19 protein-coding genes are annotated in these 19,515 nt (G+C 44.3%); 5 read left to right on the top strand and 14 right to left on the bottom strand.

Annotated elements, in window-relative coordinates; genetic code table 11:
• Positions 1-17: 17 nt before the first annotated feature.
• From rhaB to BN3282_RS03205, 4 genes are all read right to left on the bottom strand, one after another.
• Positions 18-1,418 (bottom strand): rhamnulokinase, encoded by a 1,401-nt coding sequence (gene rhaB / locus BN3282_RS03220; protein WP_059066676.1) that lies wholly within the window; start codon positions 1,416-1,418, stop codon positions 18-20.
• A gap of 111 nt (positions 1,419-1,529) precedes the next feature.
• Entirely contained in the window at positions 1,530-2,510 is a 981-nt protein-coding gene (locus BN3282_RS03215; RefSeq protein ID WP_059066675.1) for an AraC family transcriptional regulator, read from the bottom strand.
• 8 nt (positions 2,511-2,518) lie between these two features.
• Entirely contained in the window at positions 2,519-3,304 is a 786-nt protein-coding gene (locus BN3282_RS03210; protein WP_059066674.1) for a ParA family protein, read from the bottom strand.
• A 60-nt stretch (positions 3,305-3,364) separates the two neighbouring features.
• Positions 3,365-3,934, bottom strand: coding sequence for an HD domain-containing protein (locus BN3282_RS03205; protein ID WP_059066673.1), 570 nt, complete (start codon positions 3,932-3,934; stop codon positions 3,365-3,367).
• 156 nt (positions 3,935-4,090) lie between these two features.
• Between BN3282_RS03205 and ymfI the strand changes: the two genes are divergently transcribed.
• From ymfI to BN3282_RS03180, 5 genes are all read left to right on the top strand, one after another.
• Entirely contained in the window at positions 4,091-4,822 is a 732-nt protein-coding gene (gene ymfI, locus BN3282_RS03200) for an elongation factor P 5-aminopentanone reductase (RefSeq protein ID WP_059066672.1), read from the top strand.
• A gap of 97 nt (positions 4,823-4,919) precedes the next feature.
• On the top strand, positions 4,920-5,645 hold the full coding sequence (pduB, locus tag BN3282_RS03195; RefSeq protein ID WP_059066671.1) for a microcompartment protein PduB: 726 nt from the start codon (positions 4,920-4,922) through the stop codon (positions 5,643-5,645).
• A 45-nt stretch (positions 5,646-5,690) separates the two neighbouring features.
• Positions 5,691-6,593: an ATP-binding cassette domain-containing protein gene (locus tag BN3282_RS03190; RefSeq protein WP_059066670.1), complete on the top strand. Its 903-nt coding sequence runs from the start codon at positions 5,691-5,693 to the stop codon at positions 6,591-6,593.
• Positions 6,568-8,577, top strand: coding sequence for a DUF6449 domain-containing protein (locus BN3282_RS03185; RefSeq protein ID WP_059066669.1), 2,010 nt, complete (start codon positions 6,568-6,570; stop codon positions 8,575-8,577). Before BN3282_RS03190 ends, BN3282_RS03185 begins: the two co-directional genes overlap by 26 nt.
• 488 nt (positions 8,578-9,065) lie before the next feature.
• Positions 9,066-9,932 carry an Rpn family recombination-promoting nuclease/putative transposase gene (locus BN3282_RS03180; protein WP_059066875.1) on the top strand — a complete coding sequence of 289 codons (867 nt, stop codon included), beginning with the start codon at positions 9,066-9,068 and terminating at the stop codon, positions 9,930-9,932.
• A gap of 529 nt (positions 9,933-10,461) precedes the next feature.
• Here the strand turns inward: BN3282_RS03180 and BN3282_RS03175 are convergent.
• The 10 genes from BN3282_RS03175 to BN3282_RS03125 form a co-directional block, all read right to left on the bottom strand.
• Complete coding sequence (locus BN3282_RS03175) at positions 10,462-10,971, bottom strand: flavin reductase family protein (RefSeq protein ID WP_059066668.1); 510 nt, start codon at positions 10,969-10,971, stop codon at positions 10,462-10,464.
• A 36-nt stretch (positions 10,972-11,007) separates the two neighbouring features.
• A complete protein-coding gene (tyrS, locus tag BN3282_RS03170; protein WP_059066667.1) occupies positions 11,008-12,231 on the bottom strand; it encodes a tyrosine--tRNA ligase in 1,224 nt (407 codons plus the stop codon).
• Positions 12,232-12,264: 33 nt separating this feature from the next.
• A complete protein-coding gene (locus tag BN3282_RS03165; protein ID WP_059066666.1) occupies positions 12,265-12,894 on the bottom strand; it encodes a DUF3267 domain-containing protein in 630 nt (209 codons plus the stop codon).
• Positions 12,895-13,353: 459 nt separating this feature from the next.
• Complete coding sequence (locus tag BN3282_RS03155) at positions 13,354-14,574, bottom strand: phosphopentomutase (protein ID WP_059066664.1); 1,221 nt, start codon at positions 14,572-14,574, stop codon at positions 13,354-13,356.
• Entirely contained in the window at positions 14,571-15,746 is a 1,176-nt protein-coding gene (locus tag BN3282_RS03150; RefSeq protein WP_059066663.1) for an alanine racemase, read from the bottom strand. The genes BN3282_RS03155 and BN3282_RS03150 overlap by 4 nt, the downstream gene beginning before the upstream one ends.
• A 2-nt stretch (positions 15,747-15,748) precedes the next feature.
• Positions 15,749-16,840, bottom strand: coding sequence for an aminotransferase class V-fold PLP-dependent enzyme (locus tag BN3282_RS03145; RefSeq protein WP_059066662.1), 1,092 nt, complete (start codon positions 16,838-16,840; stop codon positions 15,749-15,751).
• A 16-nt stretch (positions 16,841-16,856) separates the two neighbouring features.
• On the bottom strand, positions 16,857-17,882 hold the full coding sequence (locus BN3282_RS03140) for an amidase family protein (protein ID WP_059066661.1): 1,026 nt from the start codon (positions 17,880-17,882) through the stop codon (positions 16,857-16,859).
• 19 nt (positions 17,883-17,901) lie between these two features.
• Positions 17,902-18,780, bottom strand: coding sequence for a phosphotriesterase family protein (locus BN3282_RS03135; protein ID WP_205408513.1), 879 nt, complete (start codon positions 18,778-18,780; stop codon positions 17,902-17,904).
• Positions 18,781-18,799: 19 nt separating this feature from the next.
• Positions 18,800-19,150, bottom strand: coding sequence for a PRD domain-containing protein (locus BN3282_RS03130; protein ID WP_059066660.1), 351 nt, complete (start codon positions 19,148-19,150; stop codon positions 18,800-18,802).
• The gene (locus tag BN3282_RS03125; protein ID WP_059066659.1) at positions 19,143-19,505 is read right to left on the bottom strand and encodes a DUF2620 domain-containing protein; all 363 of its coding nucleotides are present in this window, start codon (positions 19,503-19,505) and stop codon (positions 19,143-19,145) included. The genes BN3282_RS03130 and BN3282_RS03125 overlap by 8 nt, the downstream gene beginning before the upstream one ends.
• Positions 19,506-19,515 lie beyond the last annotated feature (10 nt).

Below are 19,515 nucleotides of genomic sequence, written 5' to 3'. Positions count from 1 at the left end.
TTCTCCTCCTAACTCTTTTAAAATGCATACTCTTTTATGTCAAATGAATCCCTTACACATGCTCTTGCCTCTGCAAGAGTCTGAAATACGCCGTCATGCAGAAGCTGTACGATCACATTGCCGATAGCAGTCGCTTCTCCCGGACCCGCGGATACTTTCTTGCCCGTATACTTCGCTGTCAACTCGTTTAAGTACCCTGCGTTAGAGCCTCCCCCTACTACATAGATCGTGTCATATGTATGCCCGGTGATCGCTTCGATCTCTTTTACTGTATCGCCATAACATTTTGCCAGACTGTTGTAGATGACCGCAGAAATCTCCGCCACACTCTCTGGTACCTGCTGTTCTGTATCCCTACAGAACTTCTGCACAGCCTCGATCATACTCTTCGGTGCCAGGAAACAATCATCGTTACAGTCTACGATAGACGGGATTGTTTCTTTTGAAGCTTTCGCGCAAATTTCTGCAAAGGATAGATTTTCCGTAAATTCTTTTTTTACAGACTGGATCATCCACAGACCCATAATGTTCTTCAGAAAGCGGAAACGGTGGTCATAACCACCTTCGTTTGTGAAGTTCGCCTTCATGCTCTCCAAAGAGCAATCTGCTTCTTTCCGTTCAATTCCCATCAATGACCATGTCCCGGAACTGATATAGATCGCGTTGTCATCATTTGTCGGCACCGCAAGCACTGCCGAACCTGTATCGTGTGTAGCCGGAAGCACGACTGTACAATCAAACCCGACCTCTTTTTGGATCTCTTCTGTAAAATTCCCAACGACAGTACCCGGCATAGATACCGGCTGGAACATCTTTGTATTAAAGCCCAGCAACTCCATCAGTTCATAATCCCAGTCATTTGTCTTAGGATCGATCAACTGTCCTGTTGTAGCATTCGTATATTCATTTTTCTTCACCCCTGTCAGCAGGAAATGAAAGTAATCTGGAATCATAAGCAGCGCTTCTGCATTCTCCATATATTCCGGATGCGTCTCTTTCACTGCCATCAGCTGATAAACAGTATTAAACATCTGCTTCTGAATACCGGTTCTCTTATACAGGTCTTCCAAAGAAATCTTTTCGTACACTTTTTCATCCATACCATTTGTGCGGCTGTCACGATATCCGACTGTATCTCCTAAAATGTTGTCATCCTTGTCCAGCAAAACATAATCCACCCCCCATGTATCGATGGACATAGACACAGGAATCTTGCCAACTTCTTTACATTTCTTCAGACCGTTTTTGATCTCTGTAAACAGGCGGTTTACATCCCAGCACAGCATACCGTCCTTATTATCCATTCCATTCGGGAAGCGGTATACCTCTTCGAGCCGCATCTTTCCCTCTTGAACGGACGCCAGCATGTGCCGTCCACTGGATGCCCCAATATCAATGGCTAAATAGTATGTATCCATTTTTGTGCCTCCTTTGCAATTTTTCACTCTACTCATATTATAAAAGAAAAACAAGGACAAAAAAAGGACGCTATTTATGAAAAACACCGTCCTCATTTGCAGTATGATCTATTATATCTGACTGTACACTTGTGATTGTCCCTTTCGATATTCCTTCGGACTTACTCCATATCTCTCTTTAAACTTCCGATAAAAATAGCTGCTGTTATCATATCCTACCAATTCAATGATATCTGTTACCGGCAGGCTGCTCTTTGACAAAAGATATGCCGCCTGCTGCAGCCGCTTCGAAAGCAGAAGTTCTTTATAAGTTCTTCCCATCCGTTTTTTGATCTCTCTGCTCAGCCAATATACATCGTACCCCATCATTTCTGCCAGTTCCGATAAGGTGCCGTTCTTATAATGCTCGTCTACATAACTCAGCACATTACCTGTCAGTTCTGTATCGAACTGCCGGTTTCCCAACTCCATCTTATCCATATAGTTTAAAAGCTGCAGTAAAAGAAGACCCATCGTAATCTGATTACAACTTCTTTTATTGGATGAATCATAAAAAAAAGTCCAGACCATATTTTCGATCAGATTCTGTACCGGCAGGATACCCGCCACATGAAAATACAAATATGCCGTATCTTCATCCCTTCCGCACAAAGCTCCGATCAGAAAGTCTTTCAGCAAGTTTTCTTCTCCGTCCATCATGGAAAAGGCTGTGTCAAAAAATTCTGGCAGGATGATAAAATTCACAGCTATATCTGCTTCCCCCGCAGGCAGGATCTCCTGCACTGCATTAGGATTTAAAAAAAGCAGATCTCCCTCTTCCAGTACAACCTGATTGCCATTCAGAATGTGTGTCGTCGTTCCCTGGCACATATAGATCACTTCTATATAATTATGTCTATGTTTCGGAAAATGCACAAATCTTGTATGGGGACGCACCGAAATCAACTTCCCTTTCTGCAGAAGCTTCTCACAGTCTATCACCATATCATTTTTTTCCATATAAATACCGGGGTCGATCCCCTTTCTTCCAGCCAGGATCTTCTTTTCTTCTTCTGTGATAACCGACAATTCTCTCAGCAATTCAGCATCCATCGTATCTCCTAAACCTGCCTTATGATCTCTTTGGCAAGTTCCATATATTCTCCGGCACTGCGGCTGCTCTTTCTGTATGCAATGACCGGCGTATTATTATCCTGTGACCATTCGACAGCACTGTCCACTCGTATATATGTATCAAACACTCTTACTTTATCCAATTCTTTTAATGTCTCTAAAGTCTGTTTAAAATAATTTTTTCTCGTATCCACTTTTGTGATCACGATTCCACCTAATTTTAGTTCCGGAGCGATCTGACGTACTTCTTCCAGGAATTCAAACATATTTCCCAGTCCGAACAACCCCCACGGCGTCGATTCTACCGGAAGGATCACTTCATCTGACGCACAAAGTATATTCATCACCCAGCCGCCAAGCGTAGGCGGCGCGTCGATCAAGATATAGTCATATACGCCGGATCCCACAATGTTTTTCATGCTTTTTTTTAATATATATTCTCTCTGCCATTTTGTAAACAATTCATATTCTATAGAACTCATCAATGTAGAAGACGGGATCAGATCCAGATTTTTATAAGGAGACTGCACGATATACTCTGTCAGATCATCCTGCTTTTTGATTCCTTCGTAGAGATTACGGCTGCTCTGCGCAAATGCCAATACCTTTTCTTCATCAAAAAGAGACAAGGACAAATTCATCTGCATATCTCCATCTACCAACAGCACCTTTTTCCCCAGTTCTGTCATCCCGTACCCTACGTTGGAACACGTTGTCGATTTTCCGCTTCCGCCTTTATTATTTGCAAAACAGATCACCTTTGTTTTTCCCATTCTGCGCCGCTCCTTTCTGCTGTCTGTACTTTTTCCCTAGCTGTCATTTATGGATGTTTTCTATGGATGACAAATGAGGAACGGCTCTACATCCGATCCAAAATTCTTCTCCACCAGCCTGCAGTATTCCTCGTAGGCTTCTGTTCCCGTAAAGTCCTGCCTTAAGGCTTCCTGAACCCCCCGATAATACCAAGCGATCGCAGATTTACTCTGCATACGGAATCGTTTCCAAAGATTTTCTCCTTCTGTCGGATAATCTCTGTCTATATCTCTCATATTGGACAGCTTGTCCGCCAGACCGATCATCTGCACCGGTCTGCACGCGCTTTTCAGACGTACGATCGTCGCTCCCTTTCTTTCTTCCCAGGACTTTGTCTTATCTTCGCTCTCGGAAGCCACCATAGACGCCACCCGTTCTCCAAATTTCTCTTTTAGCAGTTCTTCTGTGACCCCTTCGCAGTCCTCAATCGTATCATGCAGCACTGCCGCACAGATGATCTCCTCATCCTGTGTCATTGTAGCAACAATATCCGCCACCTCTATCGGATGGACGATATACGGTCTTTTTGTTCCTTTTCTGAACTGACCTGCGTGCGCCTGCGTTGCAAACTCTATGGCTTCATCAATCATTCTTAGTGCCGCCTCCTCACCTGAGAATCACTTCCTATCTAATAAAATCATACCATATGCCCTTTAGAATCACAACGAAAACAGTATACAAATTTTATCCGATACGTTATACTGGTGATACGATATAACTTATAGACAGAAAAGCTGAGGTGACGTATGAACCGCAAAAATATATTGATAACAGGCGCTTCCCGTGGGATTGGACGAGCCTGCGCTTTTGTCTTTTCCCAAGCAGGATACCACGTATTTTTAAACTGCAAAAAATCTCTGGATGAATTAGAGACAGTACGTCAGGAATTGGAAGCGATCGGTTCCTCCTGTACAGTTGTCCCAGGAGATGTGGGAAATCCTCATGATGTGTCGCAGATTTTTGACAAAATTTTCAAACTTTGTCCTGGGCTGGATGTTCTTATCAATAACGCCGGCATTTCCCATATAGGATTGCTGCAAGATATGTCGGATACACAGTGGGAAGAAATACTTCACACCAATTTATCTTCTGTATTTTACTGCTGCCGTGCTGCTATTCCCTATATGATCAGACAAAAGCAGGGAAAAATCTTAAACATTTCTTCTATGTGGGGTACGTCCGGCGCTTCCTGTGAGGCTGCCTATTCTGCGACAAAAGCGGGGATGGACGGCCTGACAAAAGCACTGGCCAAAGAACTGGCGCCTTCAAATATCCAGGTAAACGCTATTTCCTGCGGTGTCATCGACACACACATGAATGCCCAATTTTCAACAGAGGAACGCCTTGCGCTCAAGGAGGAAATTCCCGCCGGCAGATTTGGCACTCCTGAGGAGGTCGCGTCACTTGCCTTCTCTGTGTGCAGCGGACACCCTTATCTGACCGGACAGATCATCGGACTGGACGGTGGTTTTCTGTGATACAGCAGGATATTCCACATACAGAAAACTATCTATATTCTCTGTCAAAACTTGCAGACAAGCAGCCTATATCAGCTATATAAGGAGTACTTTTGATATGATAAATGTAAATGAACTCACAAAAATCCCTATGGAATGTACACTTCCTGAATTTGTAGGAACTACGGTTCTTGATACGATTGGACTTGTCATACCAGGCGCGGAAGCTTCTCTCTTATCACAGATGCAGCTTAAGAAGCCCTATAAAAGTCTAGGTATCTTAAGTTCCCGCACCGGCGCCGCAGGGCAGATCAACGCAGTAGACGAGGCAGTAAAATCAACAAATACGGAAGTCCTCTCTATCCAGCTTCCAAGAGATACCAAAGGCTGGGGCGGTCATGGAAACTTCATCATTCTCGGTGGAGAAAATGTTTCCGATGTACGACGCGCGATAGAGATCGCGCTGAAATTTACGGAAAAATATGCAGGGGAGCTATATATCAGTGAGGCGGGACATCTGGAATTTACCTATTCCTCCAGTGCAGATCAAGCGCTTTCTTTTGCCTTTGACGCACCTGTTGGAAAACCCTTTGGTTTCTTCTGTGGTTCCCCTGCCGCTATCGGACTTGTCATGGCTGATCTCGCCGTCAAATCTTCTCCGGTCCAGATCATCCGCTATATGACGCCGGATGTAGGAACGAGCCATTCCAACGAAGTGATCGCAGCCGTCACCGGAGAGGCGAGCGCCGTCAAAAACGCCGTGCTTACCGCCCGTGAGATTGGTCTTAGACTGCTTGTATCTTTAGGAAGTTACCCTAAGACACCTTCCATCCCTTACCTGTAGGAAGTACACTTCTTTGACTACACTGCAATATGCAGGAGGTATAAGATGATCGAGATAGAAAATCTGACAAAATATTTCGGTGCTCTTTGCGCCGTCAATCACATTTCTTTTACCATACCAAACGGAAGCTTCTTTGGTCTTCTCGGCACAAACGGAGCCGGGAAGAGTACGCTTCTGAAAATTCTGTCCGGTATCCTGACTGCGGATGAAGGAACCGTCAAAATAGACGCAAAACAGTCCTGTTCTTCCCCTGCCTTTAAACAAAATTTTTTCTATCTTCCGGACGATCCCTATTACTTTCCAAATGCATCTCTGGAAACGATGATACAGTTTTATAAACAACAGTATCCCAGCCTGGATACCGACGCCGTCTCTTATATGGCAGGCTCCCTGAACCTGGATATACAGCTTCCTTTACGCACCTTTTCTAAAGGTATGAAAAGGCAGGCATTTCTCCTACTCGCTCTTAACGCCGGCACAAAATATCTGTTCTGCGACGAGGTGTTCGATGGTCTGGATCCGCTTGTCACAGAACTGATGAAGAACTTATTTCTGCAAGAAATGAAATGCCGGGATTTTACGGTGATCGTCGCTTCTCATAAACTGGATGATCTGCAGGATATTTGTCAAAATATCAGCATACTCCACAAAGGAGGGCTCGTCACATCTGCCGATCTCACGCAGAATCTGACAGATATACATAAAATACAATGCGTTTTTTCTGATGCGTCGGCAGTCGAGGAACTGCAAAAAGAACCTCCTGTGATACGCTGTCAGACAGACGGCTATTTCACGACCTTACTCGTACGAGGTGAATCATCCGCGATACACCGCCTCATCCGGGAAAAAGATCCCGTCTTTTCCGCAAACGTTGCCTTGACATTAGAAGAACTTTTTATGATCCAAATGGAGGAAAATGGTTATGACATCCGCAAAACACTTCTTTAACTGGTTCAAAGAGGCTGGACGAGGGCATCTCACGACATTTCTTGCCTGGGGAGCATTCTGCATTTACGGCATGATAAAAGCAGCCGGCTTGAATTTTAATGTCTATACGTATACCGGCATAGGAAGCACGGAACTTTTGTACATATGCGCAGGTCTTGGCGCAGCCATAGGTTTTCTCGAATTTTTCTATCTGCTGCAGCCTAAGAAACTGGATTTCTACTATAGCCTCCCTGTCAGGAAAGGTTACATTTTCTGGAGCCGCTATTTACACGGTCTTTTTCACTTCCTATTGCCCCTTTCACTTGTCCTTTCTATTTTAAGTATTTATCAAAGCAGCATGGACAGTGCATTTTCTTTTTATATTCTATCCTACCCCGCAAAAAGTATGTTTGTCTGCCTGATGATCTTCCTGCTTTTCTACCATATCGTTATTTGCTCCGTCATCCTGTGCGGAAATATGGTCGCATCCCTGCTTTTGTCCGTAGGATTCTTATCTTATTTCCAATTGCTGCTTAACTATGTATTTCTGCCTTTGATCACGAATTGTTTCCAAACGTATTATAGATCGCCTCTTCTGGAATCGCTCCTTGCACATCTAGTTCCCATCCAACTCTGCCAGATACTCTGCGGCACACAATTATTTGACAAAGAGCAGATCCTTTCCTACACGCCCAAGGCAGACATCATCCTTGGAATACTTGTATGGAACACGGTTTTATTTCTCATCATGACTATGGGACAAAAAAGACGAAAGCCTGAAATGATCGGCAGGATTTTTACTTTTGGCATAGCTGAACGAATCGTGCAGATTCTGCTGACTTTCCTCGGCGGACTTCTATGCGGTGCATTTCTGTTGGATATAATGCATCTGACACCGGCGAACTTTCTTCTTTGGGGAATTGTTTTTTTCAGCAGCTCCATTATCGCCTGCGCTCTTATCCATTTCCTTTTGGAATGGCTTGTACAGGAGTCTCACCGAGTCCTTCTGCGCCGCAAAGCGCAGCCTTTTCTTACTGCTTTTGCTGTTCTTATAACGGGATTTTTGTTTCTTGCGTGCGCTCCTGTATATGATACCTATTTCCCTGAGAGCCAAAAGGTATCCGCTTTAAGTATCAGTGTCGCAGGACTGGATATGGATGGCGATACCTACTCCCAGATCCTGTATGGGGATTCTTATCCTACAGAGCAGCAATTGAAACAGTATTGTTTTACAGAAGATGCTAAAGCCCTTGGCATGTCCTGGATTTCTTCTGTTATAGAATCAAACAGGCAAGTCTCTATCGACGGGCAATTCCTTTCAAAGGATTCTGCCTATACCACTGTCACCATATGCTACCATATGGAGCATGGACAAAAGTATTACCGTGTCTATCCTCTAAGTAAAGAAATGTTTGCTGCTTTTGCCTCTGTCTATGAATCAGACGAATATAAAAAGGCTGCCTACCCCGCCTCCTCACCGACTTATCTGGCAGATACCGGCAAAGATCTGTTCACTTGGTCTGACGGCGTAAGCAAGCTGCCTCTTAAACTGTCTGCCGAAGATAAACAAAACTTACTGCGCGCTTACGCCGCTGATATACAGCAGCTAAAAATGCAGTCTCTTACGCAGACCGTACCTGCCGGGATATTAAGCATCACCTCCCAGCAGACGGGATATGTACAGGAACTTCCCATATATCCGTTTTTTACACAGACCTGCTCCTTACTGACCGATTTTGGAACGGATACAGACAAGACGATTGCCGATTATCCGATCGCTTCCATTGAGATACACTCTTCCTATGCTGTCCCTGCCGATTCCAGCGGAGGAACCATACACCATTTCTATGAGACCCCAGAAGAGATTGAAAAATGGAAATATAGCCTGGTTCCGGAGACATTTGATATACAGCCTCTCCTTACGCCCCTGACACAGGAGGGCAGAGTCAAAATAGAAAACACAGAAACAACCTCCTATAATGAGATCAAATGCCGGCTGAAATAGAAATTTAACGAAGAAACAAGCAGTGCGAAAAAAACAGATCATGCCATGTGTCATGCTTGCATGTAAACAAGGTGTGATCTGTTTCTTTTCATTCGGCGACTGCCGATAGCGAAACGAAGCGTAAGCGGAATTGAGCTAACACTGCGGAAGTAATCAAAGAAATATGAAGTCAATTAAATTTAATTTTATTGTAGTTTATCTTCTGTTGTGTTAAGGTAAAACTATCTTTTTAGATGCGCATCTATAAGAAAGAGTCTTGTGTTTTTCCAAAAGCACAGTCTGTTGATCTGCTCTGTACAGATCATTCTGTTTTATCCGGTTGCCGGATCGTCGATATATCCGGATCTTTATCCGAGATATTCGCAAACATTTACCCAAAGAAACAAAATCACATATTTGTGCCGGAGAAATTTTACGTCACAGGCAATTTAGGGAAAAGTGTTGTAAACCGGCGGGCTTTTCCCTATAATGAAAGGAGAAAAGTACAGATGAAACTAAAACAAAAGCCATTGAAGGATTTGAACCTGCTGGATCGGTTTTTATTCGCACAGGCGGCGGACGACCCGGATACCATGCGGGATATGCTGGAGATCATCTTGGGGAAAGAGGTTGTATTAAAACTGCTGCCCCAGACGGAAAAGGAACAGCGCTCCCATCCTTTAAACCGCTATGTACGGCTGGATGTATGGGCCATGGATGAAGAGGACACGGTATATAATACAGAAGTCCAAAAAGAGAACACGGGAAACATTCCAAAACGGAGCCGCTTCTATCAGGCACTGATCGACTCTAATCTGTTGGCTCCGGGAGAAGTCGGCTTCCAGAAATTAAATCCCGTGTATATCATCCTGATCTGTCCCTTTGACCTGTTCGGATACGGACTGTACCGCTATACCTTCCGTATGCAGTGTGAGGAAGTACCGGAACTCTCTCTGGGAGACGACGCTGTCCGTATCTTCCTCAATACCCATGGAACGAATACCGGGGGCGTTTCAAAAGAACTGATAGAACTTCTCAAGTATATGGAGCACACTACAGAAGAAGTGAGCAGGACCTGTGCCAGCGAGCGGATCCATAACATCCAGAAGCGCATCCGGGCGATCAAATCCAGTGAAAAGATCGGAGTGAGGTATATGCAGGCTTGGGAAGAAAAGATCATGGAACGCAATGAAGCGCGCGAGGAAGGAATACGCGAAGGCCGTGCTTCCGGATTAAAAGAAGGGATGGTACAGGGCGGACTGCAAAAATTGCAGGAGCAGATAGAAAAGAAAGTTCGGAAGGGATATTCCGCTGAGGATATAGCGGAAATGCTGGAAACAGATATAGAAACCGTCCAGAAGTTCATAAAAAAATAGAATAGAAATTTAACGAAGCAACAAGCAGTGCGAAAAAAACAGATTATGCCATGTGTCATGCTTGCATGTAAACAGGGTATGATCTGTTTCTTTTCATTCGGCGACTGCCGATAGCGAAATGAAGCGTAAGCGGAATTGAGCTAACACTGCGGAAGTAATCAAAAGAAATAGGAAGTCAAACGGCAACGGGGACGCTTAAGTTCACATTTCTGTTTAAAAAAAATCGACTTCACGCTGCTGCGGACTTCCAAACAGAAGTATTTATTTCCTTCTGATAGTGGAGTGAAACTTCTGATCGGAAGAGACAGCAAAGAAACACTGTGTCAGATAAGCGGGTCCTGCCCTGTGTTCTGACACAGTGTTTCTTTGTGTACCTTCTATAGTTTTTTCCGTTTTGAATATAAACTTAAGTGCAAAAGAACGTAAGCGCGATAACTGTATGTTACAAAAGCGAGAAATTTCGGCAAAGCCCTGACGAGCGTTGTAATATGCAGTTAGCGCGCGCCCATTCTTTCGTCAGTTAAATTTATCATTCTTTTACCAGTACTTTAAGGATTTCTGCCATATACATCACATGATAATCTTTTTTCGGATACCATTTTTCATCTATTCCGTCTTCCTGGGTAAAACACTGTGGTCCCATTTCCTGACGGTATAATTTACGGCAAACAAAGATCATGTTTGCTTCCTCAAAAGCGGTTGTCCCATCCACGTAATACGGAGTCAGTCCTGCCTCTTTTTCTTTCTCACAGTCCCGTCCTGATCTGCTTCCACATATATTTAAGGCTTTGCGATATGTCTCATCATAAAAAGATAGCGTAAACATCTCCTGATCCTCTACAAATTCCCTTGTATACCGCTGAGGTCTGATATAAGCAGTGGCTACACTTTTTCCCCACATGATCCCCACACCGCCCCAGCTGGCAGTCATCGTATTATGCTTTTTTTCATCTCCGGCAGTGATCAACATCCACTCTTCCCCAATTTTTGTAAAAGGGTTAAATTCCAACGTCTCAATATTTACTTCTCTAAAACCCATATCATTTCCTCCTTCTCCTATAGCAAATGCAAGTCACTATTTCAGCACAATTTTCCGGAAATTTTTCTTTCCTTTTTTAAGAACGATACCTTCTTTTTCGAATGCTTCCTGTCCGTAGGCTGCCGCAATATCTGTCACTTTTTCTCCGTCTACAGACGTTCCGCCCTGCTGTACCGCACGGCGTGCCTCTGATTTAGAAGGCACCAGTCCGCTTTTTACCAATAAGGTAAGAATGTCAATCCTTCCGTCTGTAAAATCTCCATCTTCCAATTCTGTTGTCGGCATCTGCGCCGCATTCCCCTGGCTGAACAGCGCCCGTGCGCTTTCCTGTGCTTTCTTTGCTTCTTCTTCCCCGTGCACCAGCTTGGTAAGTTCATACGCCAAAATTTCCTTCGCCGTATTCAGCTGTGCGCCTTCCCAGCTGTCCATCTTGTCGATTTCTTCCAATGGAAGGAATGTTAACATACGGATACATTTTAACACATCTGCGTCTGCCACATTTCTCCAATATTGATAAAAATCAAACGGAGACGTTTTTTCTGGATCAAGCCACACTGCGCCAGACTGTGTCTTCCCCATTTTCTTTCCTTCTGAATTCAAAAGCAGCGTGATCGTCATAGCGCTTGCATCTTTTCCCAGCTTGCGCCGGATCAATTCCGTACCTGCCAGCATATTGCTCCACTGATCATCCCCGCCGAACTGAAGATTACAGCCATATTTCTGGTACAATGCATAGAAGTCATATGCCTGCATAATCATGTAATTGAATTCCAAGAAACTCAATCCCTTTTCCATTCTTTGTTTATAACATTCTGCCGTCAACATCCTGTTGACTGAAAAATGCGCACCCACTTCTCTGAGTAATTCAATGTAATTCAGATCTAAAAGCCAGTCCGCATTGTTTACCATCAAAGCCTTGCCTTCCGAAAAATCAATAAAACGGCTCATCTGCTTTTTAAAACAGTCACAGTTATGCTGTATCTGCTCCGGCGTCATCATAGAACGCATATCCGTTCTCCCTGATGGATCCCCTATATATCCGGTTCCTCCACCGATCAAAGCGATCGGCTTATTTCCTGCCATCTGCAGTCTTTTCATCAGGCATAAGGCCATAAAATGCCCTACATGAAGGCTGTCCGCAGTAGGGTCGAAACCAATATAAAAAGTCGCCTTTCCGTGATTGACCAGTTCTCTGATCTCCTCTTCATCTGTTACCTGCGCGATCAGTCCGCGCGCCTGCAATTCTTCATAAATTCCCATTTTTTCTCTCCTTTTCTTAGTTTTATCTTACTTTCAGGCATTGTTCGAATCCTGCTTCTGAAATATCAAAAATCCACATTCCATAGGATGATCCAACACATATCCTGTATGATACTTTCTTACCCGCCAGGCAATCCATATGTCGCCTCCTGCACCTAAAATATTCAGTATACTCAGCCACAAGAGTACCGCGCTTCCCGTTATAAATGCGGCAACATATATGCCTATACCCAAAATCATTCCCGGAAAGAGACAGCCAAATAAATATGTGCCCGGCGACAGCGGCTTTTTACAATGGCAGTACGGAGTAAGAGTTTCCCACATCATCCCTATATATATACTCTTCCATCCTTCCTTTGCTCCTATGCACCAAGCTACTCCATGTAAAACTTCATGCATGATAACAGACAAGATAAATAAAAACCACATAAGAACAGTATCCCACCCCTGCGTCCACCAACTTCCTCTGTCAAATACTTTCCACACAAAAAGTACTGCTATGCCCAGAGGAAGAGACGTAACAGCTACCATTACATTCGCCCGTATTACGGAAATGATCTCTGCCTTCTCCCGATATCCTTGTTTTAACAGTATTGCTTTTTGCCGCTCATAGTTTTCTACGATCTTTTGTCTGTCCGATCTGCCTTTCTTTTCTTTTTCCATATCTCAGACCCATATTCTCCATTGTGATTTTTTATGTTTATCTTATTGCTGCAATACCGAGTATCTTTTATTATATAGAAAACAATTTTCTATGTAATAAAAACGCCCTTATCTAAAAAGATAAGGACGAATATATCGTGGTACCACCTTGCTTCACTGACAATTCACACTGTCAGTCTTACTAAGTCTCCCTGTGAAGACTCCTGCACAATAACGCGTGCCCGCGTCGCAGTCTACTCACACATACAAATATTTTCCACAACGCTTTTTCCAGCATCGCTTATCTTCACTATTTACATGTGTTTTCCATGCGCGGCTCTGGGATGTATTCATATATGCAGGTATCATGCGCCTCTCATCGGCCGGCTGCTTTCTGTTTTCACCTGATTCCGTTCTGCCGGAAATACATCTACTACTTGTTCCCTTCTCTGCCTGTTCCATATATGCTGAAATCTTATCCTATTCCCGCAAATTTGTCAATAGGCATTTAAAAGAAGTTCCATTCTCGGGTTTGCGCGTTCCGAAAAATTCACATACAGTTGCTCCCACATCCGAAAGCGTCCTGCGCAGCCCCAGCTGTATTTTGCTTTTTCCTTTCTGATATACCAAAAGCGGAACATTCTCTCGTGTATGTTTATTGTGTCCGATTTCCGGATCATTTCCATGATCTGCCATCACGATCAAAATATCTTGTTTTGTGAGCAGCGGTAGCATGATACCGATCTTTTCATCTGCCGTTTCCAATAGTCTTTTATACCATCCTGCATCCTGGCTGTGCCCGGCCAGATCAGTCTCCTGTACATTGGTACAGATAAAACCTTTTTGCATATGCTGTATTTCTTCCAATGTCAGATCCAGCACTTCTGCGGTGTCCACGCAGGAGACGCTTTTCCCCTTTTCATTCGCCACAATATCCGCCACTTTTCCGAACAAAGAGACGGGTATGCCTGCTTCCGTCAGTATCGTCGGCGCCTGCACGCTTTTCTCTACGCCATACCCTAAATGAATACAATGATAATCTTTTTCATAGGATTTTGACTTTACTGCATGTATCCCTATATATCCTCCCGGCCTTGTTTCTTCGGCCTTTAATATATCTTCTATGGTATTGCCTCTTCCCCCGAATACGATCACACGGTTCACCGCTGCGATTTTCCGTACAAGACGTCCAATCTCCACTTCTCTCTCAAAAGAAATCTTATCCAGAGGCGCCGTGCAATTATATGCCATCCCAAGATCCGCATCGATATTATCCGCCACAGTGACTGCGCCATCTACAAGCAGATAGCGCAGTCCCGCTGTGCTTCTTACTTCTACGCTGTGACCGTTTTGCAAAAGAATGGTTCTGATCTGTTCTATTTTCTGCTGGAAAGGCTGCGGGACCGGCTTTTTAGGAAATGTTCCCATGATTTCCTGATGTCCCATAAAAGTATCTGCTCCATCATGTAATAATTCGCTTTTCCCCCAACAGGCCGTTCCGGAAAACCGCATATTTGCACTTTCTTTCCCAAACGCGTTCATAAGCCCCAGTTTTTCCAGAGTGGGAAGTTTTAACTCTGGAAATTCCTTCAAAATACTTCCCAATGTATTCGCCTTCTCATCTCCCGGTCTTGCGGTCTTGGCATCTGCCATAGCGCCGATGCCAAAGCCATCTAATACGATCACAACAAATCGTTTCATGCCTGTCCTACGCTTCCTTTCTTCTCATTTCCCAGACTATCATAGATACCGATAATCTCTGGTCTGCTTTTGGAAATCCCTTTCACCAAAACAACGTCCGCTCTTGTGACAAACGCTTGAAAACGAAACGCCATCACAGCCGTATCTCCCACTGCAAATTCTCTATCTAAACCTAGATGGTAATCAATACTTTCCATGGACGGTGTCTGCACATCCGCTTCCTTAGCATTCGCCAGACTTCTGCCTACAAGTGCGCGTTCCATGTGGGAACGTCTATAATGTCCGCCTCCAAAGCAATACGCCTTTCCGAAAAAATTGTGCGAAATCTCGCTGACATACACTGCACAGATTTTCTCTTCCATCGTATTTGCCGTGTGAGCCGGTATAGTCCCGGTCAGTCCATGTCCCGGCTCGGCGCAGTTCCCCCCGTCTACATGCATGTGTCTGATAGTCTCACAGCAGCTGGCCGATGGGGTATTGATGATCTCCGCCTCGATGCCTCTTCTATTTAATACTTCCACAGCTCTTAACACAGAAGATAGATTATGCGTCTTTTTTATACATTCTTCCTTTTCGTCATAAAGATAACAAGGAAAAGACGTCACTCCTGCCACTTGTATTCCCGGCATACGGCATAGTATATCTAATACATGATTTAAATCTGCCATAGCAAATCCTGCTGTCTGTCCGTCATATATAAGATCGCCCTGATCATATACCCGGAGCAGGATCTTCTGTTCTTTCCTTTGCTTTACGGCGGCATCCGCTATCCTCTTTGCCTTCTCCACAGAATAGACGGTTATGACCTCCGGACCATAGTTCACCACCTGTTCGATCATAGCATCCGGAATCTGTACCAGATGTCCTATATTTCCAATCGGTATATGATGACGCATCATAACCTGGGCCTCTTTAAAATCCACTGCGACTGCTCCGTCAAATCCCATATCTGTCAATCTTTTTGCAATATAGGGATTTCTTCCGATCTGTTTCAGCATAAAATACAAGCGGATATTTTTCTTCTTCGCCTCTGCCAGTATTTTTCCTGCATTTTCAAACAACGTATCTGTGTCGATCACAAAAGAATCCGGCAAGACTCGCCCCTCCTGGTGCAGAGAAAAAGCAGTCTCCAGCAAAGGAATATTCTCTTGTTTTATTCTATTTAGAAACATGCTTACACCCTCTCTATCGCTTCCCGCAAAATACGCAGTACTGTGTCCGCTCCGGCACGCATCGGATTGATCCGGATCATTCTGTTTTCCAAAGTAGGATCTGCCGCTAAAAATGTACCGGATACTCTATAAAACATGGGCACTACCTCATATTTAGACTCCGCCCCTACGGGATTGGGAGCAGCGCCTAATTTCTGTGCCTCTCGCAGTACTGCCTTTGCAATCTCTTCATGGAATTCTACCAGCAGTACTTTTGACTGCGCGTTTGCCAGAAATGCTTTTTTTACGCTTTTTAATTCTCCTCCATTTAGCCTTTGCACACACTCTTCATTGACTTGCGCCTGGATGGCCAAAGCCACAGGTGCATAGACCATTCCTCTGAGCACGTCAAGTGCTTCGTGTCCCTGTGTCTGGCTTCCGCCGGAATAATGCATTTTCACAATTTTATCAATGACCGCTCTTTTTCCGACGACACAGCCGATCCCTTCCGGGCCAAGCAGCTTAAACGCAGAAAAACAAGATACGTCTGCGCCGCACTGGCTGCCCATTTTCTCTACCTTCATGACGGCATAATTATCATCCGTTATAACAGGAATCTCACGGCAAGATTTGATCGTCTGGATCACACTTTCCATTTCATAAGAATCTTCCATGCTCTGCCTTGTATACTGTACCAATGCAGCCTTTATCTCCGGATGTTTTGTAAGAACTGTCCGAATGTTGTCCAGATCATTAAAATCTGCGCGTACAGTTCGTATCCCCATCATGTCCAGGCTGTTTTGTGTTGTATTGTAAACAGCCGCTGTGTGTACAAGCAGTGTATCCCCCGGTGTAACCAACGCGCACAGGGCATATCGTATCGCTCCTGTACCTGCGCCCCGCACAAAGCAGGCTGCTTCTGCGTCAAACACAGCCGCTACTGCCTTTTCTGCTTTTCTTGTCGTAACAGGCTTATTCAAACCCGGAACCACGCCCAAGTCTCCTCTGCTAAGGATCTCTTGTCCTTCAAATTCCCGTGTTATACAATCTACTACCTTAAACTGCAGCCGCAGTGCTTCTTCTAAACTTATAGTTTTTAACGGATAAGTCCGCATATCTTCACCTCTTCATTTATGAAAATTTTCCATATCCTCTGTCAAAATACAAATCCAAATTTCCAAAATATCTGCCCAGCAGTTCATCCTTTCCACCAACCAGCTTTTCGGCATATTCCAACATGATCTTTGTTTTCACAGGTGTCCCTTCACATAAGAGCACCCATCCACATCCCAATTCTTTTCCCGGTATACAGACGGCATCTGCATTCACCATATTGGCAACCCGCAGCAGACCTTTTCCGGCTTCCCGCTGTCTCTTTGCTGTCCAAGGATCGAAATGTCCGAATATACTGTCTCCCATTCCCCGCACATCTACGGGGCCTTCATAGGAGACCATAAAATCACACTGAGATAACGTATCCTTCAAAAACCGGATCAAAGTTTCCCGATCCGAATCCAGATCCGGATAAGAAATCTTTTGCACTTCTTTCCAGGAAATCGTACTCTTATCTGATGCCAAAATACAGGAGGCTTTCTCTTTGTCTTCCGGAAGATGCAAAACAGTCCGAACCGTCTCTTTCAAAAGTTCCCATTCCCTGGTGATCAATCCGACAGATGGGGAAAAAGCAAGCCCATCTGTAGAGACCCGATGAAATTTTTCCATTTCTTCTTTTTCTATCTGAGAACTGATAAAACCGAACAACTGCAGGCTCAAAGCAGGTGCAAGAACACTTCCGCCGCCGTCGGTACCAATCCCCAGGTCATTCATATGATAAAAAACATTTAATGCTGTACCGCTGGAAGAACCCGTCATAGGGTTACCCGTAAGCGGATTACGCACACACATATCCACCGCTCTGCCTCCCAGACTATTGCAGTCCAAGGTATGCAGCGCATATTTTCCTGTATCTTCTAATGTTTTTATAAGGTGGAGCGGGATCGACTTATGGTCTTTTACCCCTATGTAAGCAGGTACCCCAGTTTGATAAGCATTGATCGCCAAAGGGAACACTTTTTCCACTGTTTTGTATGGATTTTGTATCGCCAGAAAGGTTTTCTTCGCTGCACCGATCACTGCCTCTGTTTTTTCTTTTTCCATCCTTTTCTGTCTCCCTTCTTTATGAAAAGATTCTCTGTGGATTATCCACAAGCATCTGGCGGATATGGGATTCTTGTATGCCGGCATCTCTCAGCATAGGAAGGAAATGCGTAAATAGATACATGTACCCTCTGCCGCCTTTGTATCTTAATCCTGATTTTCTTGTAATATCCATAGATAATACGACCTGAGCAAGCAGCCCCTCCTGATCCAGTTCATATAACAATGCTGCCCGCTTCTCATCTAAGAGATAATTCTCTTTTCCAATAGTGTCAAATCCTACAAAGACGCCCTGCCGCAAAACCGCACGGATATAGTCTATACGACCGATCAGATCTACATGTCCGATCACGAGTTTTCCAGGGTCTACTCCCTGAGAGACTAAATATTCCGCCTGTTCTTTTGCATACACACCTTTCGTCGTATGCGTATAAATGGGTACTTTCGTTTTCTTATGTGCCAGGACTGCCGCATCGAGCACCTTACGCTCACTGTCTCTGATTGCCTCCGCAGATGTACCGATTTCGCCTAAAAGCGCCGCTTTACTACTGCTTTCCTTAAATCCATTCAGCACCTGATCTGCCATATTCTCTGCCAGTTCCTCCACAGACTGTGTATATACCTCCTTTGGAAAAAACGGTTCTTTATAATATCCGGCAGACTGCAGGATGCGGATGCCCGTCCGCCTCTCTACTTCTTCTACATAAGGTACATTCTGCCCCATCCCTGTATTGGTTACATCCACAATATTACGCACTCCCAACTCATACAACTGCCTGCATTCTCGTATAGTTTCTTCCTTACAGTCCAGCCGGCAGTCTTCTTCCTGCTTTATGCGAGACAGATCCAGGGTCATATGCTCGTGCATCAATGTATATCCGTCATTTAATATATTCATTTTCTTTGTATCCTCTTATCTAATGCAGCATATTACATATATGTATCAGCAGATAGCGCCGTTCGCTTTCCGGATAAGTCAGAAAGGATAAGTTTTCTATTGTTTTCACCAACTTTTCTGCTTCCTGATAACAAGAATCCTCTTCTACTTCTTTCCAGACTGCCTCATCCGGCATCTCCGCCTCTTTCCCTTCTAAGAGCCTCTGGGTTGCCATTGCCAGATGCGTCAGCATCGTATTTAATTTATCCTGATCTGTTTTTAAATCAGATGCCTCCAGATAGTCGATAACCTGACAGACATATTTGCCCGTTTTAAGCGAGATTACCTTTCCCTCTGTCAAGATTCTTATTCTCTCTTTTGCTTCATTCATTCTCAAGGATTCCTTTCATAATAACAGGGATAACCCGAGCTGCCGCCTCCGGCACAAAGCCGAACGCTTTTTTTCCTTCTTTTACAGCCTTAAGGATTTCCTCTTCATCCAATACCTTTCCCACCATAGCCACTGTAATGCATTTCTCCATGCCATTCATAGCGATAGCCATACCCAGAGCACCGCCCGCGCCCGTCTGGCAGGAACCTAGATAATAGTCTGCTTTGCCTGCTTTTAATGCCATTGCCGCCTGCAGGTCAGGCATGATCTCTACTTCTACTTTTCCATTTCCATACTTTTCGATCAACTCTGCATTTTCTTTTTTGTATAAAGCTCCGCCTACTACGATTTTCATTTTCTATCAT

It is taken from the genome of Mediterraneibacter massiliensis, from assembly GCF_001487105.1.
GTDB lineage: Bacteria > Bacillota > Clostridia > Lachnospirales > Lachnospiraceae > Mediterraneibacter > Mediterraneibacter massiliensis.
The sequence above is the reverse complement of the archived record's forward strand: the minus strand, read 5'-3'. Positions and strand labels throughout refer to the sequence as shown.

Excerpts from the sequence above, each read along its gene's own strand:
- BN3282_RS03150 (WP_059066663.1), bottom strand. The coding sequence starts at position 15,746 with ATGTTTCTAAATAGAATAAAACAAGAGAATATTCCTTTGCTGGAGACT.
- BN3282_RS03165 (WP_059066666.1), bottom strand. The coding sequence starts at position 12,894 with ATGGAAAAAGAAAAGAAAGGCAGATCGGACAGACAAAAGATCGTAGAA.
- BN3282_RS03125 (WP_059066659.1), bottom strand. The coding sequence starts at position 19,505 with ATGAAAATCGTAGTAGGCGGAGCTTTATACAAAAAAGAAAATGCAGAG.
- BN3282_RS03155 (WP_059066664.1), bottom strand. The coding sequence starts at position 14,574 with ATGAAACGATTTGTTGTGATCGTATTAGATGGCTTTGGCATCGGCGCT.
- BN3282_RS03130 (WP_059066660.1), bottom strand. The coding sequence starts at position 19,150 with ATGAATGAAGCAAAAGAGAGAATAAGAATCTTGACAGAGGGAAAGGTA.
- BN3282_RS03180 (WP_059066875.1), top strand. The coding sequence starts at position 9,066 with ATGAAACTAAAACAAAAGCCATTGAAGGATTTGAACCTGCTGGATCGG.
- BN3282_RS03175 (WP_059066668.1), bottom strand. The coding sequence starts at position 10,971 with ATGGGTTTTAGAGAAGTAAATATTGAGACGTTGGAATTTAACCCTTTT.
- rhaB (WP_059066676.1), bottom strand. The coding sequence starts at position 1,418 with ATGGATACATACTATTTAGCCATTGATATTGGGGCATCCAGTGGACGG.
- ymfI (WP_059066672.1), top strand. The coding sequence starts at position 4,091 with ATGAACCGCAAAAATATATTGATAACAGGCGCTTCCCGTGGGATTGGA.
- BN3282_RS03205 (WP_059066673.1), bottom strand. The coding sequence starts at position 3,934 with ATGATTGATGAAGCCATAGAGTTTGCAACGCAGGCGCACGCAGGTCAG.
- BN3282_RS03135 (WP_205408513.1), bottom strand. The coding sequence starts at position 18,780 with ATGAATATATTAAATGACGGATATACATTGATGCACGAGCATATGACC.
- pduB (WP_059066671.1), top strand. The coding sequence starts at position 4,920 with ATGATAAATGTAAATGAACTCACAAAAATCCCTATGGAATGTACACTT.
- BN3282_RS03190 (WP_059066670.1), top strand. The coding sequence starts at position 5,691 with ATGATCGAGATAGAAAATCTGACAAAATATTTCGGTGCTCTTTGCGCC.
- BN3282_RS03145 (WP_059066662.1), bottom strand. The coding sequence starts at position 16,840 with ATGCGGACTTATCCGTTAAAAACTATAAGTTTAGAAGAAGCACTGCGG.
- BN3282_RS03185 (WP_059066669.1), top strand. The coding sequence starts at position 6,568 with ATGACATCCGCAAAACACTTCTTTAACTGGTTCAAAGAGGCTGGACGA.
- BN3282_RS03210 (WP_059066674.1), bottom strand. The coding sequence starts at position 3,304 with ATGGGAAAAACAAAGGTGATCTGTTTTGCAAATAATAAAGGCGGAAGC.
- tyrS (WP_059066667.1), bottom strand. The coding sequence starts at position 12,231 with ATGGGAATTTATGAAGAATTGCAGGCGCGCGGACTGATCGCGCAGGTA.
- BN3282_RS03140 (WP_059066661.1), bottom strand. The coding sequence starts at position 17,882 with ATGGAAAAAGAAAAAACAGAGGCAGTGATCGGTGCAGCGAAGAAAACC.
- BN3282_RS03215 (WP_059066675.1), bottom strand. The coding sequence starts at position 2,510 with ATGGATGCTGAATTGCTGAGAGAATTGTCGGTTATCACAGAAGAAGAA.